This window comes from Sphingomonas sp. KR3-1 (genome assembly GCF_040049295.1).
GTDB lineage: Bacteria > Pseudomonadota > Alphaproteobacteria > Sphingomonadales > Sphingomonadaceae > Sphingomonas.
Window position 1 is genome coordinate 292,896 of sequence record NZ_JBDZDQ010000002.1, and the last position, 18,463, is coordinate 311,358.

General features: G+C 68.4%; 16 protein-coding genes. 3 read left to right on the forward strand and 13 right to left on the reverse strand.

Annotation, left to right across the window (positions count from 1 at the left end; translation table 11 throughout):
- The first annotated feature begins 129 nt into the window (after nucleotides 1-129).
- The 3 genes from ABLE38_RS13210 (at nucleotide 130) to ABLE38_RS13220 (ending at nucleotide 4,829) form a co-directional block, all read left to right on the forward strand.
- The gene (locus tag ABLE38_RS13210; protein WP_348974692.1) at nucleotides 130-1,221 is read left to right on the forward strand and encodes a LacI family DNA-binding transcriptional regulator; all 1,092 of its coding nucleotides are present in this window, start codon (nucleotides 130-132) and stop codon (nucleotides 1,219-1,221) included.
- A gap of 255 nt (nucleotides 1,222-1,476) precedes the next feature.
- The gene (locus ABLE38_RS13215; RefSeq protein WP_348974693.1) at nucleotides 1,477-2,880 is read left to right on the forward strand and encodes a sugar porter family MFS transporter; all 1,404 of its coding nucleotides are present in this window, start codon (nucleotides 1,477-1,479) and stop codon (nucleotides 2,878-2,880) included.
- 170 nt (nucleotides 2,881-3,050) lie between these two features.
- Nucleotides 3,051-4,829: an IlvD/Edd family dehydratase gene (locus ABLE38_RS13220; RefSeq protein ID WP_348974694.1), complete on the forward strand. Its 1,779-nt coding sequence runs from the start codon at nucleotides 3,051-3,053 to the stop codon at nucleotides 4,827-4,829.
- A gap of 156 nt (nucleotides 4,830-4,985) precedes the next feature.
- Here the strand turns inward: ABLE38_RS13220 and ABLE38_RS13225 are convergent, their stop codons facing one another.
- The 13 genes from ABLE38_RS13225 to fliI form a co-directional block, all read right to left on the reverse strand.
- Nucleotides 4,986-7,034 carry a hypothetical protein gene (locus ABLE38_RS13225; RefSeq protein ID WP_348974695.1) on the reverse strand — a complete coding sequence of 683 codons (2,049 nt, stop codon included), beginning with the start codon at nucleotides 7,032-7,034 and terminating at the stop codon, nucleotides 4,986-4,988.
- A gap of 73 nt (nucleotides 7,035-7,107) precedes the next feature.
- Nucleotides 7,108-8,187: an FUSC family protein gene (locus ABLE38_RS13230; protein ID WP_348974696.1), complete on the reverse strand. Its 1,080-nt coding sequence runs from the start codon at nucleotides 8,185-8,187 to the stop codon at nucleotides 7,108-7,110.
- Between the two features lie 159 nt (nucleotides 8,188-8,346).
- Complete coding sequence (locus ABLE38_RS13235) at nucleotides 8,347-8,808, reverse strand: MarR family transcriptional regulator (RefSeq protein ID WP_348974697.1); 462 nt, start codon at nucleotides 8,806-8,808, stop codon at nucleotides 8,347-8,349.
- A 100-nt stretch (nucleotides 8,809-8,908) separates the two neighbouring features.
- Nucleotides 8,909-9,796: an SMP-30/gluconolactonase/LRE family protein gene (locus ABLE38_RS13240; protein WP_348974698.1), complete on the reverse strand. Its 888-nt coding sequence runs from the start codon at nucleotides 9,794-9,796 to the stop codon at nucleotides 8,909-8,911.
- 3 nt (nucleotides 9,797-9,799) lie between these two features.
- Complete coding sequence (locus tag ABLE38_RS13245; RefSeq protein WP_348974699.1) at nucleotides 9,800-10,579, reverse strand: SDR family oxidoreductase; 780 nt, start codon at nucleotides 10,577-10,579, stop codon at nucleotides 9,800-9,802.
- 66 nt (nucleotides 10,580-10,645) lie between these two features.
- Nucleotides 10,646-11,749 (reverse strand): fumarylacetoacetate hydrolase family protein, encoded by a 1,104-nt coding sequence (locus ABLE38_RS13250; RefSeq protein ID WP_348974700.1) that lies wholly within the window; start codon nucleotides 11,747-11,749, stop codon nucleotides 10,646-10,648.
- Nucleotides 11,750-11,857: 108 nt separating this feature from the next.
- Nucleotides 11,858-12,529: a thymidylate kinase gene (locus ABLE38_RS13255; protein ID WP_348974701.1), complete on the reverse strand. Its 672-nt coding sequence runs from the start codon at nucleotides 12,527-12,529 to the stop codon at nucleotides 11,858-11,860.
- Nucleotides 12,530-12,575: 46 nt separating this feature from the next.
- Entirely contained in the window at nucleotides 12,576-13,703 is a 1,128-nt protein-coding gene (locus ABLE38_RS13260) for a helix-turn-helix transcriptional regulator (RefSeq protein WP_348974702.1), read from the reverse strand.
- An 89-nt stretch (nucleotides 13,704-13,792) separates the two neighbouring features.
- Entirely contained in the window at nucleotides 13,793-14,305 is a 513-nt protein-coding gene (locus tag ABLE38_RS13265) for a hypothetical protein (RefSeq protein ID WP_348974703.1), read from the reverse strand.
- Nucleotides 14,306-14,369: 64 nt separating this feature from the next.
- Entirely contained in the window at nucleotides 14,370-15,425 is a 1,056-nt protein-coding gene (locus ABLE38_RS13270) for a sigma factor-like helix-turn-helix DNA-binding protein (RefSeq protein ID WP_348974704.1), read from the reverse strand.
- 222 nt (nucleotides 15,426-15,647) lie between these two features.
- Nucleotides 15,648-16,706: a peptidoglycan-binding protein gene (locus tag ABLE38_RS13275; RefSeq protein WP_348974705.1), complete on the reverse strand. Its 1,059-nt coding sequence runs from the start codon at nucleotides 16,704-16,706 to the stop codon at nucleotides 15,648-15,650.
- Entirely contained in the window at nucleotides 16,703-17,128 is a 426-nt protein-coding gene (locus ABLE38_RS13280) for a hypothetical protein (protein WP_348974706.1), read from the reverse strand. The genes ABLE38_RS13275 and ABLE38_RS13280 overlap by 4 nt, the downstream gene beginning before the upstream one ends.
- On the reverse strand, nucleotides 17,125-18,462 hold the full coding sequence (gene fliI, locus ABLE38_RS13285) for a flagellar protein export ATPase FliI (RefSeq protein WP_348974707.1): 1,338 nt from the start codon (nucleotides 18,460-18,462) through the stop codon (nucleotides 17,125-17,127). Before fliI ends, ABLE38_RS13280 begins: the two co-directional genes overlap by 4 nt.
- Nucleotide 18,463 lies beyond the last annotated feature (1 nt).

An 18,463-nucleotide genomic window follows, 5' to 3' on the forward strand; every position in this document is an offset into this window, starting at 1 on the left:
TTCGCGGCGCAGCACGCGCCGTCTTCTGTTAGCGCTATCACTATCAACGCGAGGCCGTAACGGTCAACCGGCGTAAACGATACCCCATGCCGATTGCATTTACCGTAACCGCAGCATATCCCCGAAACGATGAGCAGACCCAGCCGCAGAAGCCGAGGCACGGTCACCGTACAGGATGTCGCACGCGCTGCCGGCGTGTCGGCCATGACGGTGTCTCGCGTGGTCAACGGCGGATCCAATGTTAGGGAAACAACCCGCCAGGCGGTTCTCGAGGCGATCTCGAAGCTGAACTATTCGCCCAACAGCGCGGCGCGCAGCCTCGCCGCGGGCGAGGCGACGCAGATCGGCTTGCTCTATTCGAACCCGTCGGCGGCCTATCTCTCGCAATTCCTGATCGGTGCGCTGGCCGCGGCCCGGCGCGCGGGCTGCCACCTGGTGCTCGAGGCGTGCGAAGGCGAGCGCGCCGACGAGCAGGCCGAGGCGACGCGCCAGTTCGCCTCGACCAGCGTCGAGGGCGTGATCCTGCCGCCGCCGCTCTCCGAGGCCGCGCCGGTCCGCGCCGAGCTCGAGACCGCGGGCATCCCCTGGGTCTCGGTCGCGATGGGCCTGCCGCCCGAGCGCAGCCTCAACGTCCGCATCGACGACGCCGCAGCAGCCTCCGCAATGACCCGGCACCTGATCGACCAGGGCCATCGCCGGATCGGCTTCATCCGCGGCAACCCCAACCAGACCAGCTCCGCCGAGCGCCATCGCGGCTTCGTCGAGGCGATCGAGGCCGCCGGGCTCGACATCAACGCGATGCCGGTCGAGCAGGGCTATTTCACCTTCCGCTCGGGAATCGTCGCCGCCGAGCGGCTGCTCGACCGCAAGGATCCGCCGACGGCGATCTTCGCCTCGAACGACGACATGGCCGCAGCGGCCGTCGGCGTGGCGCATCGCCGCGGGCTGCACGTGCCGCAGGACATCAGCATCGTCGGCTTCGACGACACCTCGCTCGCCACGACGATGTGGCCCGAGCTGACCACCGTCCGCCAGCCGATCGCCGCGATGGCCGAGAGCGCGCTGACGCTGCTCCTCGCCCGCCTCCGCGCGCACCGCGCCGGCACCACCGACAAGCTCGAGGAGCAGGTGCTCGACCACGAGCTGATCCTGCGCGAATCCTCCGGCCCGCCGCCGGGGGCAGGGGCCAGGCCCGCACCGGCGAAGAAGGGGTTCCGCTAGCCTCGTCGCTTTGCCGTCGTCCCCGCGAAGGCGGGGATCCAGGGTTTCTCTGCTGTTTCGCCCTGCCACTCTGGATCCTCGCCTTCGCGGGGATGACGGAGAGGGCTTGGTCTCCCGCGCAAACAGGTCCAGCATGACAACGCGGGACAGACTCGCTCGATCGAAGCAACCCCACTTGCTTTTCCCGTCGGTTCGAGCCACCGTTACCGCTAACAATGTCGCCCGGTCGGGGCGCGATGGAGGGGAACGAAGCAGATGAATGATACGGCGCAAAGGGCCAATTTCGGCCTGATCGGCGCCATCGTCGCGGTGGCGACGATCGGCGGCCTGCTCTTCGGCTATGACAGTGGCGCAGTGAACGGCACGCAGGAGGGGCTCAAGGCCGCCTTCAGCCTCGACGAGGCCGGGCTCGGCTTCACCGTCGGCTCGTTGCTGATCGGCTGCGTGTTCGGCGCCTTCTTCGCGGGCACGCTCGCCGATTCGATGGGCCGCCGCAACGTGATGCGCCTCGCCGCCTTGCTCTTCCTCGGCGGCGCGCTCGTCCAGGGCATGGCGCACGACCACACCATCTTCGTCGTCGCCCGCATCATCGGCGGCATGGCCGTCGGCGCCGCCTCGGTGCTGTCGCCTGCCTATATCTCCGAAGTCGCCCCCGCGAACATTCGCGGCCGGATGACGACGGTGCAGCAGATCATGATCATCTCGGGCCTCACCGCTGCCTTCGTGGTCAATTACTATGTCGCCAAGGCGGCGGGCAGCTCGCTCAACCATCTCGGCGGGATCGAGGCGTGGCGCTGGATGTACCTGATGCAGGCGATCCCGGCCGCCGTCTTCCTCGTCGCCTTGTTCTTCATCCCGGAGAGCCCGCGCTACCTGGTTGCCAAGAAGCGCAATCCCGAGGCGCTCAAGGTCCTCACCAACCTGTTCGGCGCCACCGACGGCGCGCTCAAGCTCGCCGAGATCCAGGCAAGCTTCAGCGTCGATCACCGTCCGCGCCTGGCCGACGTCCTCTCGCCGAACGGTTTCCTCGGCGTGCGCGCGATCGTCTGGGCGGGCCTGCTGCTCGCAGTGTTCCAGCAGCTCGTCGGCATCAACGTGATCTTCTATTACGGCGCGACTTTGTGGCAGCTCGCCGGCTTCACCGAGAATGACGCGCTGCTGATCAACATCGTCTCGGGCGCGGTGTCGATCGCCGCCTGCTTCGTCACGATCGCGGTGATCGACCGCATCGGCCGCAAGCCGCTGCTGCTGATCGGCTCGGCCGGCATGGCGATCACGCTGTTCGTGATGGTCTACGCGTTCAGCCAGGGCACGCTCGACACCGCCGGCAAGCTGGTCCTCACGCCGCAGATGGGCATGGTCGCGGTTATCGCCGCCAACCTCTACGTGATCTTCTTCAACGTCAGCTGGGGCCCGGTGATGTGGGTGATGCTCGGCGAGATGTTCCCGAACCAGATCCGCGGCTCGGCGCTGGCCGTCTGCGGCTTCGCGCAGTGGACCGCCAACTACATCATCGCCCAGACCTTCCCGAGCATGGCGAAGTGGAGCCTCACCGGCGCCTACACCTTCTACGGCGTCTGCGCGGTGATCAGCTTCTTCCTGGTCCAGAAGTTTATCCACGAGACCAAGGGCAAGGAACTGGAGGCGATGGAGGGCTGAGTTCTTTCCCTCTCCCGCCTGCGGGAGAGGGAAGGGGCCCGTCGCGCAGCGATGGGAAGGGTGAGGGTGAAAGCTGGCCGCGGGCACGTCGCTCGCGGCCAGCTTTCACCCTCACCCCAACCCTCTCCCGCAAGCGGGAGAGGAGATTTGATGACTAGAGGCTTGACCAGATGACGACCCGCACCCCCGTCCGCCCCTTCCGCTCGCGCGAATGGTTCGCCGCGCCCGGCCGTGCCGACATGGCGGCGCTCTATCTCGAGCGCTTCATGAACTATGGCATCACGCCCGAGGAGTTGACGTCGGGCAAGCCGATCATCGGCATCGCGCAGTCGGGCTCGGACATCGCGCCGTGCAACCGCATCCATCTCGAAACCGTCAAGCGCGCCCGCGCCGGTATCCTCGCGGCGGGCGGCATCCCGATGGAGTTCCCGCTCCACCCGATCTTCGAGAATTGCCGGCGTCCCACCGCGGCGCTCGACCGCAACCTCGCCTATCTCGGGCTGGTCGAGATCCTCAACGGCTATCCGATCGACGCGGTGATCCTCACCACCGGCTGCGACAAGACCACGCCGAGCTCGCTGATGGCCGCCTCCACTGTCGACATCCCGGCGATCGTCCTCTCGGGCGGCCCGATGCTCGACGGCTGGCACGAAGGCGAGCTGGTGGGTTCCGGAACCGTCATCTGGCGGTCGCGGCGGAAAATGGCCGCCGGCGAGATCGACGAGGCCGAATTCCTCAAGCGCGCGATGGAGAGCGCCCCCTCGTCGGGACATTGCAATACGATGGGCACCGCCTCGACGATGAACAGCATCGCCGAGGGCCTCGGCATGTCGCTCCCCGGCTGCGCGATGATTCCCGCGCCCTACCGCGAGCGCGGCCAGATGGCGTACGAGACCGGCAAGCGCATCGTCGAGATGGCGTACGAAGACCTGCGCCCCTCGAACATCCTGACAAAGGCAAGCTTCCTCAACGCGATCCGCCTGCTCACCGCGATCGGCGGCTCGACCAACGCCCAGCCGCACCTCGTTGCGATGGCCCGCCACGCCGGCATCGACATCACCCCCGACGACTGGCGCTCGGGCTATGACCTGCCCTTGGTGGTCAACATGCAGCCCGCCGGCGAATATCTCTCCGAGCGCTTCCACCGCGCCGGCGGCATCCCCGCGGTGCTGACCGAGATGCTGGCGAACGGTGCGCTCGACGGCAGCGTGATGACCTGCACCGGCAAGACGCTGGCCGAGAACATCACCGGCCATCCGGTCACCGACCGCGCCGTGATTTTCGACTGGGACCAGCCGCTCAAGCAGAAGGCCGGCTTCCTCGTCCTGTCGGGCAATCTCTTCGACATGGCGATCATGAAGACCAGCGTGATCTCCGACGATTTCCGCGCCCGCTACCTCTCGCGCCCCGGCCACGAAGGTGTGTTCGAGGGCCGCGCGATCGTGTTCGACGGCTCGGACGACTATCACCACAACATCAACGATCCGGCGCTGGGGATCGACGCCAACTGCATCCTGGTGATCCGCGGCTCGGGCCCGATCGGCTGGCCCGGCTCGGCCGAGGTGGTCAACATGCAGCCGCCCGACGCGCTGATCCAGCAGGGCATCATGTCGCTCCCGACGCTCGGCGACGGCCGCCAGTCGGGCACGTCGGACAGCCCCTCGATCCTCAACGCCTCGCCCGAAAGCGCGGCGGGCGGCGGCCTGGCCTGGCTGCGCACCGGCGACGTGATCCGCATCGATTTGAACGCGGGCACCTGCGATGCGCTGGTGGAAGCCGACGAGATCGCCCGCCGCAAGACCGAGCCGGCCCCGCCGATCCCGGAGAGCAATACCCCCTGGGAAGAGCTCTACCGCGAGAAGGTCGGTCAGCTCGGCGAGGGCGGGGTGCTCGACTTCGCGCTCAAATACCGCAAGACCAGCGAGAAGGTGCCCCGGCACAATCACTGATCCGATAATTCCTCCCTCAGCTCGCTGGGGGAGGGGGACCGCTCGCGAAGCGAGTGGTGGAGGGGCGGCGGTGGAACACCGCCGACTACCGTCGCCGGCCCCTCCACCAGCCTGCGGCTGGTCCCCCTCCCCGAGACAAGCTCGGGGAGGAATTGGCTAGGCCGCGACGTCCAGCACTTCCCCCGCCTTCTCCCCGTCATACCAGTCGTCGATCATCCCGCTGATCTTCCTCAGCGCCGACGGCACATAATGGTGCGCGTGGACCAGCTCGTCCGCCGCCAGCACGTCCTTGAGCTCGACCAGCGTGAAATGCCCCGGATATTTCGCCGCCACGCTGCGCCAATGGTGGTTGAGCACCGGGTGCCACACCCGGCTGCGCTCGGGCACGCAGCCGGCATGCAGCTCGTACATCTTCAGGCTCAGCCCCTGCGGCGGCAGGAAGAGCAGCACCTTGTGCCCGCCCTTCACCACCATCTCGACGAACAGGGCGACGCATTCGAGGAAGATCTCGTAATCGATCTCCTTCGAGAATTTCTCCCAGCGCCAGTCGATGAAGTCGGTCGCCGCGGTGTAGACCAGGTAGCGCGGGAAGCTTTGCTCGCGGTACGCGCCGGTCTTCATCTGGGGCAGGCTGAACAGCCGCGGGTTGTTGTCGAAATCGGTCACCGCCTGGTGCCGGCTATAGTGGAAGAACGCGCCGGACTGGCAGTCCGCCATGATCCGCAGGTCGACCTTGCTCCAGTCGCGCGGCGCCTCCGCGGCGAGGATGCGGGCGCGGACCTCGGGCTCGGCATAGGGCAGCACGGTGATCGCGCGCGCCGATTGCGGCGGCAGCGGCTTGCGGAACGCCGGGCTCGCCTCCAGCCGGTAGCCGCGCTCGGCGAGCATGCGGATCATCGCATCCTCCACGCCCATGTGCATGATCCGGCACGAGAAGGCGAAATGCTCGAGCGTGCGGGTGCGGAAGGCATAGACCGCCACGCCGACCAGCCCGTAATAGCCATATTTGTCCCACACGAAGGCGCAGAGCACTTCGTAATGGTCGATGTCCTGGATCTTGTCGCGGATCGTGCCGGGTTCGATCCGGCTCTCGGTATAGTTGAGCTGGTTGGAGCGGTTGACCAGTTCCTCGATCCGCTCGGCGAACTCGAGATTGTCCATCCGGTCGGTGAAGGTGGCGTGGATGCCGCTCTTGCGCAGGAATTCCTCGTCGCTCAGCGCATTGCCGGTGCGCTCGGCGACCTTGGTCTCTAGCAGCCGGTAATCGGCCACGCGGCTCTTCTCGACATGCGCCTGGCCGGCGAGCAGTTCGGCGAGCAGCGCGTCGCATTCGGGCGTGGTCGCATCGACCACCCGGATCCCCGGCACGGCGTCGGCCACTTCGTGCAGGTTGTGCGGATTGTCGTCGATGAACAGCACGTTCTGGGCACGCAGCTGCATGTCCGCGATCATCTGGCGGATCACCGCGCCCTTGGGCACGAAGGCGATGCGCGGGAAGACGAATTCATCCCACAGGCCGAAGACCTGCAGCTTCTCCTTCGCCCGCGCGAACTCGTTCTTCGAGCAGATCGCCGAGACCACGCCGTGGCGGTTGAACGCGCGGACATAGTCGGCGCGGTGCGCGATCAGCGCCGGCTCGTCGCCGTCGGCCAGCGTGCCGTGCCACAGCGTATCGTCGAGGTCCCAGATGATCAGCTTGGGCTTGAACGCCTCGGCCTTTGCCGGCGCCGGCGCGAAATGCGCGGCGATCGCATCGGCGGGCGGGCCGAAGAAGCTTGCGACGCGGCCCGGCCGCGCCTGGTCGAGGAAGGTCGCCACGGCCTCCCGCTGGCCGCTCGCCCCGGCGAGCAGCGCCACGCAGAAGACCACCGCATCGTCGAGCTCGGCCGGCGCCGCCAGCGCGCCCTCGGGCAGCGCGGCGACCAGCAGGTCGAGCGCCTGCTGCGCCAGTGCCGGCGGGCAGGGGTGCATCGCGGCCAGCGCCTCGGCCACCTCGCCCCCGTCGAGCGTGTCGACCAGCAGGTTGAGGATGCCGGCGAGCACCAGCTGCCCGCGGTCGCTCGGCCAGAAACCGGCGTGGCGCTCGGCGAGGAGCAGGATCTGCGGCAACGCGGTGACGTCCGCCTTGAGTATCAGCGCCTCGGCCAGCGCGGCGAAATCCTCGTCGGTCAGATCGGTGGCGATCCAGGTCGAAATCTGCTGCACGTCATCCCCCAAAACGTTCGCGCGCGAGCATGGCAGCGAGAGGGTTAACGCCGCGTAAGCCATGGGGCGGACGCTAGGTAGCCTTGCGGCCCTCCATCGCCCGGTCCATCGCCCAGTTGGCCGCGAAGATCACTGCGGCGCCGCCCAGCGTCGCGATCAGCCGGTCCGCCAGCAGCCCCGCCTCGCCCTCGGTGCCCGCGTCGATCGCCAGCAGGATCACCGGGGTCGAGAGCAAACAATAGAGTGCATAGTTTCCGGCGCGGGCGAGCGGCGCGGCGACGCCGAGCGCCACCACCATCGCCGCCAGCAGCACATGCCCCGGCGACAGCCACAGGATCGCCCCGGCCAGCGCGACGCCGGCCAGCGTCCCCGCCACGCGCTGGGTGATCTGTACCGGCAGATGCTCGATCGCCCGCGGAGTGAGCAGCGCGATGGTCAGCACGATCCAGCCGAGATGCCGCTCGGGCCACAGGTCGCGCAGCAGCACCGCGGCGGTCAGCCCGAAGCCGAGCCGGATCGGATATTGCCAGCCCTGGAGCGTCCCCATCGTACGGCGAAAGTGGATCCGCCGCTGGCGGGGCGTCACCACCCGCGCCGGTGGGGCTTCGGGTGCGGCGGGGGCAGGGGCGTGGCGCGGGCGGAACAGCCGCCGCAGCACCGCGCGCCACAGCGCGCCGATCCCGAACAGCAGCGCCGCGCCGCCGCGGTGCGCGCCACCGCCCGCGGCGCTCAGGCCGAGGTTGAGGATCAGGAAGATGATGAAGCGCACCGCGCCGCCCGCGGCGGGCCGGCTCCAGTTGACCAGGGTCGCCGCCGCCGCGCTCAGTCCCACCATCGCCGCATCGCTCCAGGGCACGCGGCCGAGCAGCATCGCCGCCGGCACCGCCAGCAGCGCCGGCACGATGCTCGCGCCCCAGCCATGCCCGCCCTCCGTCGCCTGTCCTGGCGCTTGCCCCGGTGTCTCATTGGCGAGCAGCATCGATCCCAGGCCGATCACCAGCCCGAGCGCGGGCTTGCCGAGCGCGAAGCCGGTGATGACGGGAACGCCCATCGCGAACATCGCTATCGCAAGTGTCCGCAAGGTGAGCGGCTCGATCGGGGTCCAGTGGAACGCTTCGCCCAGATGGGCGCGATGCTTCGTCGACAAGCGCATGCCGGCGTGCCTTTCGGTTTGGGAGGCAATTCCCCTCCCTGCAAGGGAGGGCTAGGGGTGGGTTAGGAAAGGTTGGGCTCGATGCCCGGCCTTTCCTTTTTACCGAGGGCGGCTTGCTGGGCGCCCCCAGCCCCACCCTTTCAGGGAGGAGAGCAGCGTTCAGCTCGTGTTTGCTTCCGCGTCGTGCCCAATGTCGATCAGCGTCGCGAGCACCTCGCGGGCATGGAGCAGCTTCTCGGCGCCCAGCCGCGCGGTGAGCTCCGCGTCGATCGCCTCGCGTGCTGCGATCTGCGTCTCGGCGGCGGCGCGGCCGCGCTCGGTGAGCGTCACGGTCAGCCGGCGGCGGTCGTTGGAGTCCACTTCGCGCTCGAGATAGCCGCGCAGCACCAGCGCATCGACCAGCTGCCCGGCCGCCTGTTTGGAGACGCGCAGCTCGCGAATGATTTGCGATAGCGGTGCCTCGCCCAGCGCCAGCGCGCCGATCACATAGAGGCCGTTGCCGGGGATATCGTCATAGCCGCCCGCTTCCAGCGCCGCCCGCATCGCCGCACCATAGGTGTGCCGCGCATGCCGCAGCAGCGCGGGCAGGGCGATCTGGAGGAGGGGCGAATCGTCGGTCATGCGAACACTTTACTGTCCGCATAAAATACAGTCAATATAGTTGACTATTAAGCCTCGAAGCCGTGCGTTTGGCGCCACCTTGGCCAATTTGAGCGTCCGCTCAGCATCCTTGGCGGATCGACGTCCCCGCCACCCCGGGCACCGAGACCCGGAAGGAGAACAGGTCTCCCGCGGTCGGGTTGGCGGCCTTCTCCTCGGGGGTCAGGTGCTTGTTGGCGGTGGTGGCGTAGACGGTCTTCAGGTCCGGCCCGCCAAAGGCGATCTTGGTGATGGCATCGACGGGAAAGGCCAGAGTTTCAAGCAGTTCCCCCGCCGGCGAATAGCGCCGCACCGCCGATCCCTTGTACAGCCCTACCCACAGGCAGCCCTCGGCATCGACGGTCGGCCCGTCGGGATAGCCCTGGTCATTGGGGATGCGGGCAAATTCGCGCCGGTTGGTCAGGCTGCCGTCCGCGCCCAGGTCGCAGGCATGGATCACCCCGCCCAGCGTATCGATATGGTAGAGCGTCCGCCCGTCGGGGCTCACCGCCGGGCCGTTGGTGATGCAGCAGAGCGGGCTCGCGGGTACGCAGCTGCCGTCCTCGGCCAGCCGGTAGATCGCCCCGGTGTCTGCGACCTCGCTGTCGTCCATCGTGCCGAGCCACAGCCGGCCCTGCGGGTCGACCGTCGCGTCGTTGAGCCGGTTGCCGGGCAAGTGCGGCTCGGGATCGGCGAGGGGTGTGAAGCTGCCGTCGCTGGGGTCGAAGCGGGCCAGGCCGGTCTGCAGCCCGGCGACGAACCCGCCGCTTTCCGCCGGCAGCACGAAGCCCACCTGCGCCGGCGCATCCCAGCTCCTCTTGTCCCCGGTTCCAGGGTCGTAGCGGTGGATCTTGTGGCCCTTGATGTCGACGAACCACAGCGCCGCGTCGCGCGCCACCCATATTGGCCCTTCGAGCAGCGGTGCGGCGAGCGACCAGACACTCACCGGTGCCGAGGTCACCACGCCCATCGCTCAGCGCCAGCCCGCGTCGACGAAATACTCGTGGCCGGTGATCAGCCGGGCATCGTCGGAGGCGAGGAACAGCGCCATTGCGGCGATGTCGTCGGGCACCAGCCGGCCCTTGAGGCACTGCGCCTTGACGATCTCGGCCTCGCCCTCGGGCGTGTACCATTTCATCTGGCGCGGGGTCTTCACATTGCCCGGCACGATGCAGACCGAGCGGATATTGTCCGGCCCCAGGTCGCGCGCGAAGCTGCGGGTCATGCCCTCGATCGCCGCCTTGGCGGTCTGGTAGAGGATCAGTCCCTCGAGCGCGAGGTGCCAGGAGATCGAGCCCAGGTTGATGATCACGCCCTGGCCCTTGGCCTTCATGCCCGGGATCACTGCCTGGGCGCAGAAGAACAGGTGGCGCAGGTTCACGTTGAGCCGGTTTTCCCAATAGTCTTCCGTCACTTCCTCGATGGTGTGGCGGTCGTCATTGGCGGCGTTGTTCACCAGCACGTCGAAGCTGCCGAAATCCTCGATCAGCTGCGCGATCCGGGCCTTGGCGCCCGCCATGTCGGTCAGGTCGACATTCTCGTAGACCGGCGGCTGACCCTGGCCCGACAGGCTGGCGACCAGCGCCTGCGAATCCGCATCGGCGATGTCGAAGAAGGTGACGTCGCAGCCTTGGCGGACAAAGCCCTCGACCATGCCCGCGCCGATGCCCGAGCCGCCGCCGGTGACCAGCACGCGCTTGCCCTTCAGGCTCGGGTAGATGGCGCGCTGATCGCGGCTCTGGGTCACGTTCATGGGATCAGCTTCCGACATGTGGATGAGGTACCTTGGAAAAACGAGTGAGGTGAGCGAGCGCGGCGCTCATAGCAGGCCGCGGCCCGCCAGGTTGCGCATCAGCGCGCGGATGCCGAAGGTCCAGGGCGCGGCGGCCTTGGAGGTGGTGACGCGGTTGGTCAGCGCGCCGAGCTTGGGGCTCGAGATGCGCACCACGTCGCCGTCCTTGTGGGTGAAGCCGCGGCCCGGATGGTCGCGGTCCTGGATCGGCGCGAACAGCGTGCCGAGGAACAGCGCGAAGCCGTCCGGATACTGGTGCTCGCTCAGCGCCTGGCGGACCAGATCGGTCGGGTCGCGGCTGATCTGGCTCATCTTGTTGGTGCCCTCGAGCCGATAGCCCTCGGGCCCGTCGATGACGAGGTCGATCTCGGCCGCGCGGACGTCGTCCATCGTGAAGCTGTCGTCGAACAGCCGGATGAACGGCCCCAGCGCGGTCGAAGCGTTGTTGTCCTTGGCCTTGCCGAGCAGCAGCGCGCTGCGCCCCTCGAAATCGCGCAGGTTGACGTCGTTGCCGAGCGTCGCGCCCCTGGGCGTGCCGTTCCTGTCGACGATCAGCACCACCTCGGGCTCGGGATTGTTCCAGTCGCTGTCCGAGCGCACGCCGATGTCCGCGCCCCAGCCCATCGCCGAGAGCACCGGCGCCTTGGTGAACACCTCGGCATCGGGGCCGATCGCGACCTCGAGATATTGCGACCACATGCCCGCCTCGATCAGCGCCGCCTTGAGGTTCGCCGCCTCGGGCGTGCCAGGGACGACCGAACGGATGCCCGATCCGACCTTGGCTTCCAGGTCGCCGCGGATCTCCGATGCCTTGTCGGCATCGCCGCGCGCGCGCTCCTCGATCACGCGCTCGATCGCCGAGAGCGCGAAGGTCACGCCGCACGCCTTGACGCATTGCAGGTCGATCGGCGCGAGCAGAGCGGGGCCGTTATCGCTACCAAGATCGGACACGGCGCCGATGTCGGTGCCCGCCGCATTCGCCGGGTCGGCCAGGTCGAGCAGATCGGCGACGGTCGCGGCGCTGGCCGAGACGTCATAGATGCGGCCGCCGCGCAGGATAACCGGGCTGGGGCCGGCATCCGTCTGGACGCGGCCAACCAGAATCGCCTGCGCATGATCCACAGGCAGCATTTCCGCCGGAGACGCTTTCAAATCCTCTCGCCCCAAATTCTTGCTTTGATAGCGCTACCATGCGGTGTCGCAGGGGCGGCTGTCAAGACGGTCCCACCGGTTTGAGGCTTATTGCGGAAACGCTTCCAGCAACTTGGCGATTTCGCCGACGATCTCGGCGGGCGGGCGCATCGCTCCGTCCGCGCTGGCATGCACCATCTGCCAGGGGCCGAGCATCCCGGCCTCGACGATCGACTCATAGTTGGCTCGCACGCGCTGTTGCAGCGCGACGTCCGCCTCATATTCGTCGAAGCTCTTGCTGGTGTAGCTGCGCTCGGCCTTTTGCAGGATCAATGCGCGGGCAAGCTCCCAGGGCGTGTTGAGATAGAGGGAGAGCGTCGGCGCGGGCAGGGCGAACTGGCCGGTCTCGAGCGCCAGGATCCATTCCATCAGCGCGCGGCTGTCCCCTGCCGGCACGCGGGCGCCCTGATAGGCCATGTTCGAGGCGACGTAGCGATCGAAAATCAGCACGTCGTGCGTCGCCACCGCGTCCAGGATGTGGTCGCGCCATTCGAACCGGTCGAGCGCATAGAGGGTGGCGGCGGCATGCGGCGTCACCGGCACGGGAACGTCGCCGGCGAGGTAGCGGCCGATCGTCACTCCGGCGACCGTCTCGCCATAGCGCGGGAAGCCGATCACGGTCGCGGTCTTGCCCGCGGCCTGCAGCGTCTCGCAGAGCAGCCGGGAGGTGGTGTTCTTGCCGACGCCGTCGGCGCCCTCGATCGCAACGATGATCCCCATGGATCAGCGCCCTAGCACGGGGCCTGTTATCAGAGGAAGCGGGCGATCAGAGGAAGACGGCGGAGATGATCGCGGCGAGCGCGGCCGGATCGCAATCGTCGAGCGCGATCTCCAGGTCGGGATTGACGCTGTAGCCGATCATCCGCCCGTCGCGGCTGGAGGCGACCGAGAGCAGCCGCCAGTCCTCGCCTTCGCGCAGCGCGGCGAGGCCGCCCGGCACGGGCGGCCGGTCCGGATCGGCGACCACCGTCGCCTGGGCGGGCAGGCCGCCGCCCAGCGTCGCGCGGCAAACCTTGAGCCCGAAGGCGCGCGGCCCGGCGACATGCGGCGCCTCGACTTGCTCGCCGGTCGGCTGGTGGGCGATCAGCCCCTTGGGAAGCGGCGTGCCATAGACGGGAAGCAGCCGGACCGAGCCCATCCCGCCCGCGGTCGGCAGCACGGAAACCGGCGCTGAGGCGGGCGCGAGAAGCGTGGGTGCCGGCGCTTCCTCGTTCAGCGCGGCGGTCAGCTCGGTGACGCGCTCGCGCGTGCGCGCCTGGCGTGCCTCGGGATTGGCGATGCCCGTCAGGAAGCTTTCGAGCTGCCCGGCGGCGTGGCGGCGGTCCACCTCGGCGCGCAGTTCCGCCTCGTCGCCGACGCCGAGCAAGGCGAGCAGCGCGTGCTGGACCGCGGCGTTCCAGCGGCCGAAATGCTTCTGCGCATTCTCGACGCGCGAGAGGTTGACCGGCGGCAGGCCATAATCGCGCTCGATTGCGGCGATGGTCAGCGCGGGATCGAGCGTGCGGCGGGCGCGGACGGCGGCGCCGAGCAGCACCGCGAAGCGCTCCTCGGTCAGGTCGACCTCCGCGCCGTCGCTGAACGGCTCGGCCCAGGCCGCGATGTCGAAATCGGGCGAATCGATATCGAGCAGCAGGTCGGCCGGCGCGATGTCCAGCGCCGCCGCGACCCGGCGCAGCTCGTCCGCCCGCGCGACGACTTCGCCGCGCTCGATCTTCGAAAGACGAATATACGGGATCTCTGGTATCTTTGCAGAGAGGCGGAGCAGCTTGGCAAAGCCCTTTCGTTGCCGCTGCTCACGCACCCGGTTGGGGAAAACGATTGCACGATAGTAATCGATCAGGGGTTCGCCTGCGGATCCTGTCCGCATCTTGCCCTTGCCGTTTGCCCTTGCCATCGCCGATCCCCTCTTCCTCGAGAGAGTCTTGAAGCAATTCAAGGATAATACAAGGTAAACAAAGTTTCCATAATGAAGCTATCTGAAACTCAGTGGAATGTTCCTGCAACATTACCGCCGGCGAGCAGTCCGCACGGGCCCATCGGATCGAGATCGAGGATCATCGCCAGCGAACCTTCGCCGCTGGCATGGCGCATCAGCCAGCCTTCGGCCGAAGGGGCGGGGTGATCGGGGGCGAAAGCCACGCCGGTGCCGTCGGTTACTACGCCCAGTGCCTCGGGCGGACTCGGCCAGCGGCCGGCGAGATAGTCGAGCAGCGCGGCGGCGGCCTCCTGCAGCGCGCCCTCGTCGCTGTCCTCGGCGCAGAAGGCGTCGGGCGTCGCGGAGATGGCGGCGATGCGCTTGAAGTCGCGCTGGCGCCACCACAGCAGGTGGATCTGGCCGTCGGCGGTCGCCTCGAGGCCGAGGATCAGGTTGCTGCCGGCGGGCAGCAGCGGCCGGGCCAGGCGCGCCACGTCCTGCGCGAGCGCGGTCAAATGGCGGTTCGGGCGCGGCAGCGAGCCCTTGGTCTCGGCGCCGCCCCAGTCGAAATTGCGATGCATCAGTTCCTCCATCCCTCTATGGAGAATTATAGGATAGTCGGCCGCCAGGTGCGGCCCGATGCGATCAATGGAGTGAGGCAGTCGAGGGGGCAGGCGCGATCGCCAGCTGGACGGCCTCGACGCGCTCGGCCGGCTGGGCGACGACCGCGATGCCGGCGGCGAGGGTCGCTGGATCGACGGCGCGGACGCTGGCGAGACGGTTGTGCGGCAGGCTGACGTCCGGGAGCAGCGAGGTGCGCGCGGCAGCGGCCGGGCGGCGCTTCGGGGTGCCGGGCTGGCCATATTCGGCCATCAGGGCGAAGCGCGGATCCTTGGCGGCGATCTCGGCGATCGCCTTGGCGGCGCGCTTGGTGATCTGGCGGACGCGCTCCTTGGTGACGCCGGTGTCGAGCGACAGGTCGTCGAGCGTGGCGGTCTGGAACACGCGGCGCTCGACGATCTCGCGGTCGCGGCTCAGCTTGGCCTCGAGCTTCTCGAGCTCGGCGGGATCGATGCCGTGGGTGGCGGTGCGCAGGCGCGGGCCCTCGGCGCGGCGCAGTGCGGCTTCCTGGCGCTTCGGGCGGGGGCGGCGACGCAGCGCCTCGACACCGACCTTGCGGAGCTGGTCGACATAGGCGTCGATGAGCTGGGTGACGGCGCCTTCGGCGAGGTAATCGGATGCGGCGGCCTCGGTGCGGCCCAGCGCTTCCTCGTCCTCGATCATCGCCTCGGGCGAGATCTCATCGCCGTCCGGCGAGAGGGCGAGGGCGGAGAGCGAGACGGTGGTCGCCTCGACCTTCTTTGCCGAGGGGCGCTGATCGGTCATCAGGCGGAAGCGCAGGCTCTGCAGCTCGCCGCGGATCTGCCAGTTCACGAAAGTGGTGAACTGCGCCTTGGCGGGATCATAGGCCTCGATGGCGCGGTGCACGGCGATCGCGCAGCACTGCTCGGCGTCTTCCCAATGGGCGACCAGGCCGTACTGGCGGACGAAGTGGCGGATGCGCGGGGCGATGAGCTTGAGGATCTGGGCGAAGGCACGATCGACATAGACGCGCTGACGGTTGGTCTGCGGTGCGTCCTTGGGCGTGTTCTCGATAACAGTAGCGACGGCGGCTTCGAGCGCGATCGTGATCTTCGACATTGATGTTCCCCTGTAGTCTGGCAGCGTTGGCCGCCGCCGTTCACAGGTGCAACATGGTCTCTAATCCTTTAACAGATCCCTTAAAATCCTATATGTAGTCCTACCACTCGTACATTCCCCTCAGGAGGGGAGTGGAATGGTAAACAGCAGATTTTACGTGTTTTTTGCGGGTTTCCGTCAATCCGGGTACCGCTGCTGAAAACATTATAGGATAAAAATATTTCAGCCGGCGAATTGTTCGGGACGGATTCTGCGATCGATGAACCCGAGCAGCCACTGGCGATGCGCCTGGGTGGCGTTGCCCCCGGCGGACGCGATTCGCTGGTCCGCCGCGCCGCCGCCGATCTGCGCCGCGAGCAGCATGCGCGCGCGGCCCGGCTCGATCCCGCCGGCCAGGAACTTCTTGGCATCGCCGACGCCGAGGTGGTGCGAGAGATAGGCCGACTTGGCCAGCGTCTCGGCATCGGTGCTCACGCGGATGCCCGATTGCTCGAGCCGGTTGAGGTTGAGCTTGGCGAGATCGGCGACGCCCAGGATCGATGCCTGGCCGTCATAGCGCAGCGCCAGCAGCTCGCTGCGCGCGCCGGCCTGGACCTTGCCGCGCCCATCGAGCCAGCCGCGCTCCGAGGCGACCTGGTTGAGCCAGGTGCCCGAAGTCTCGGCCAGCTGCTCCCAGGTGCCGCTCAGGAACTGGCCGAGCCCGGCAGCGCTCGAGCGCGGATTGCGCGACATCGTGTTCCAGGTGCCGTCCTGCCCCTTGGCCGCTTCGGCATCGACGATCGCGGCAAGCGCGGTCGCGGGAATGCCGGTGCGGCTCTGGGCGAGCGCCAGGGCAGGGGCGAAGCGGGTGTTGGCACCGAGCGCCAGGCCGGAGCTCACCGCGCCTTCGGCCACCGAGACGGTCGCGCCGGTGCCCATCGCGGCCGCCATCTTGCGGCTGCTCTGCTCGGCGGCGCTGCCGATCGCGTTGCGCAGGTCCTCGATGCAATTCTCGGCGAAGCTCGCCGCATTGTTCTGGTGGCAGGAGCAGGTGCAGCCGCAATTGCAGCCCTGCACGCCGCCGTTCGCCTGCGCGCCGGTCTGGCCGTTCAGCAACTGGAGCAGCGAGTCCCCGGCCAGGCCGTCCTGGCCGAGCGTGCCCTTCTTGTTGTCGCTGCTGTCGCCATCGCCGAGCGCGGCGCGCCACAGGCGGTTGGACAGCTCGGACTGCGCCTCGGCATAGATCACCTTGGCGCGGGCGGCGGGCGAAAGCTGGGCGAGGTCTGCGGCGCGCGGGATCATGCGGTGCGCTCCCCGTCACGGCGGGCGCGCATCAGCTTGGCGGCGGCGATATCGTCGATCGCGGCCTGCTCGGCAGTGGCGGCGACGCGCTCGGCCTCGTCCTTGAACCGGTCGGCAGCGCCTTCGATCGCGCGCATCGTGCCATAGGCCTCGACGGCCTTGCCGCGCAGATGGGTGAGCCGCATCTGGGCGAGCTGCGCCTGGTGATCGAGCCGGGCGCGCTCTGCCTTCATCCGCAGCGTCCAGGCGTCGCTGGCGATCGGTGCGGTGGCGGCGAGCAGGCGCTCCTCGCGCATGCGCAGGTCATGCGCCGCGGTCTGGCTGGTGATCGTGGTGATCGTGGTGATCGTCTCGCTGATCGACACCTTGACGGTATCGACCTCGCGGCGCTGGACGCGCAGCGCAGTGTCGAACGGAGTCATTCCGCCACCTCGGCGCCGATGGCGACGATCTCGGCGAGCGCGGCAAAGGCGGCGTCGGCATGGCCCTGGTCGTTCTTGCCCTGGTTGAGCATCTTCTCGATCTCGGGGGCGAGCGCCACGGCGCGGTCGACTTCCGCCGACGAGCCGGCCTTGTAGGCGCCGAGCCGCACCATCTCTTCCATGTCGGAATAGGTGGAGAGCAGCTTGCGGGCGGCGAGGCGCGTGCCGTTCTGTTCGTCGTTCATGCAGTGCGGCAGCGTGCGCGACACCGATTTGAGGATGTCGATCGCCGGATAGCGGCCGCGCTCGGCGATCGCGCGGCGCATCACGACGTGGCCGTCGAGGATGCCGCGGACGGCGTCGGCGACGGGCTCGTTATGGTCGTCGCCGTCCACCAACACGGTGAACAGCCCGGTGATCATGCCCTTGCCGGGCGCGCCGGGGCCGGCACGCTCGAGCAGCCGCGGCAGCTCGGCGAAGACGGTGGGGGTATAGCCCTTGGTCGCCGGCGGCTCGCCCGAGGCGAGGCCGATCTCGCGCTGCGCCATGGCGAAGCGGGTGACCGAGTCCATCAGGCAGAGCACGTTGAGGCCCTGGTCGCGGAAGTGCTCGGCGATGGCGAGGGTGGTCCAGGCGGCCTGGCGGCGCATCAGCGCGGGCTCGTCCGAGGTGGCGACGACGACGACCGAGCGGGCCATGCCCTCGGGGCCCAGGTCGTCCTCGATGAATTCCTGCACTTCGCGGCCGCGCTCGCCGATCAGGCCGATCACCGCGACGTCGCACTGCGTCCAGCGGGCGAGCATCGAGAGCAACACCGACTTGCCGACGCCCGAGCCGGCGAACAGGCCGAGGCGCTGGCCGCGGCACAGCGGCACGAACATGTCGAGCGTGCGTACGCCGGTCTCGATCCGCTCGGCGACACGGGCGCGGGTGGCGGCGGCGGGCGGGGACGCCTTGATCGGCTGCGGATCGGCGCCATTGGGAAGCGGGCCGAGCCCGTCGGCCGGCTGGCCGAGCCCGTTGATCATGCGGCCGAGCCAGGCATGCGAAGGGCGTACGCTGAACTGGCCAGCGGCCAGGTCGGCGCGGGCACCCAGGCCGACGCCCTGCGGGTCGACAAAGGGAAGGCACAGCGCGACTTCGCGATCGAGCGCGGTCACTTCGGCCTGGACGTTGCCGTTCGGCGAGGCGATCTCGATGCGGCTGCCGATCTGCGCGGCACCGGCGAGCCCCTCCACTTCGATCAGCGCGCCGCGAACCGCGACGACGCGACCGAAGCGGCGATCAGGGGTCATTTCCCGGATCGCGCGGGCTGCGCTGGCTAGCGTTTGCATC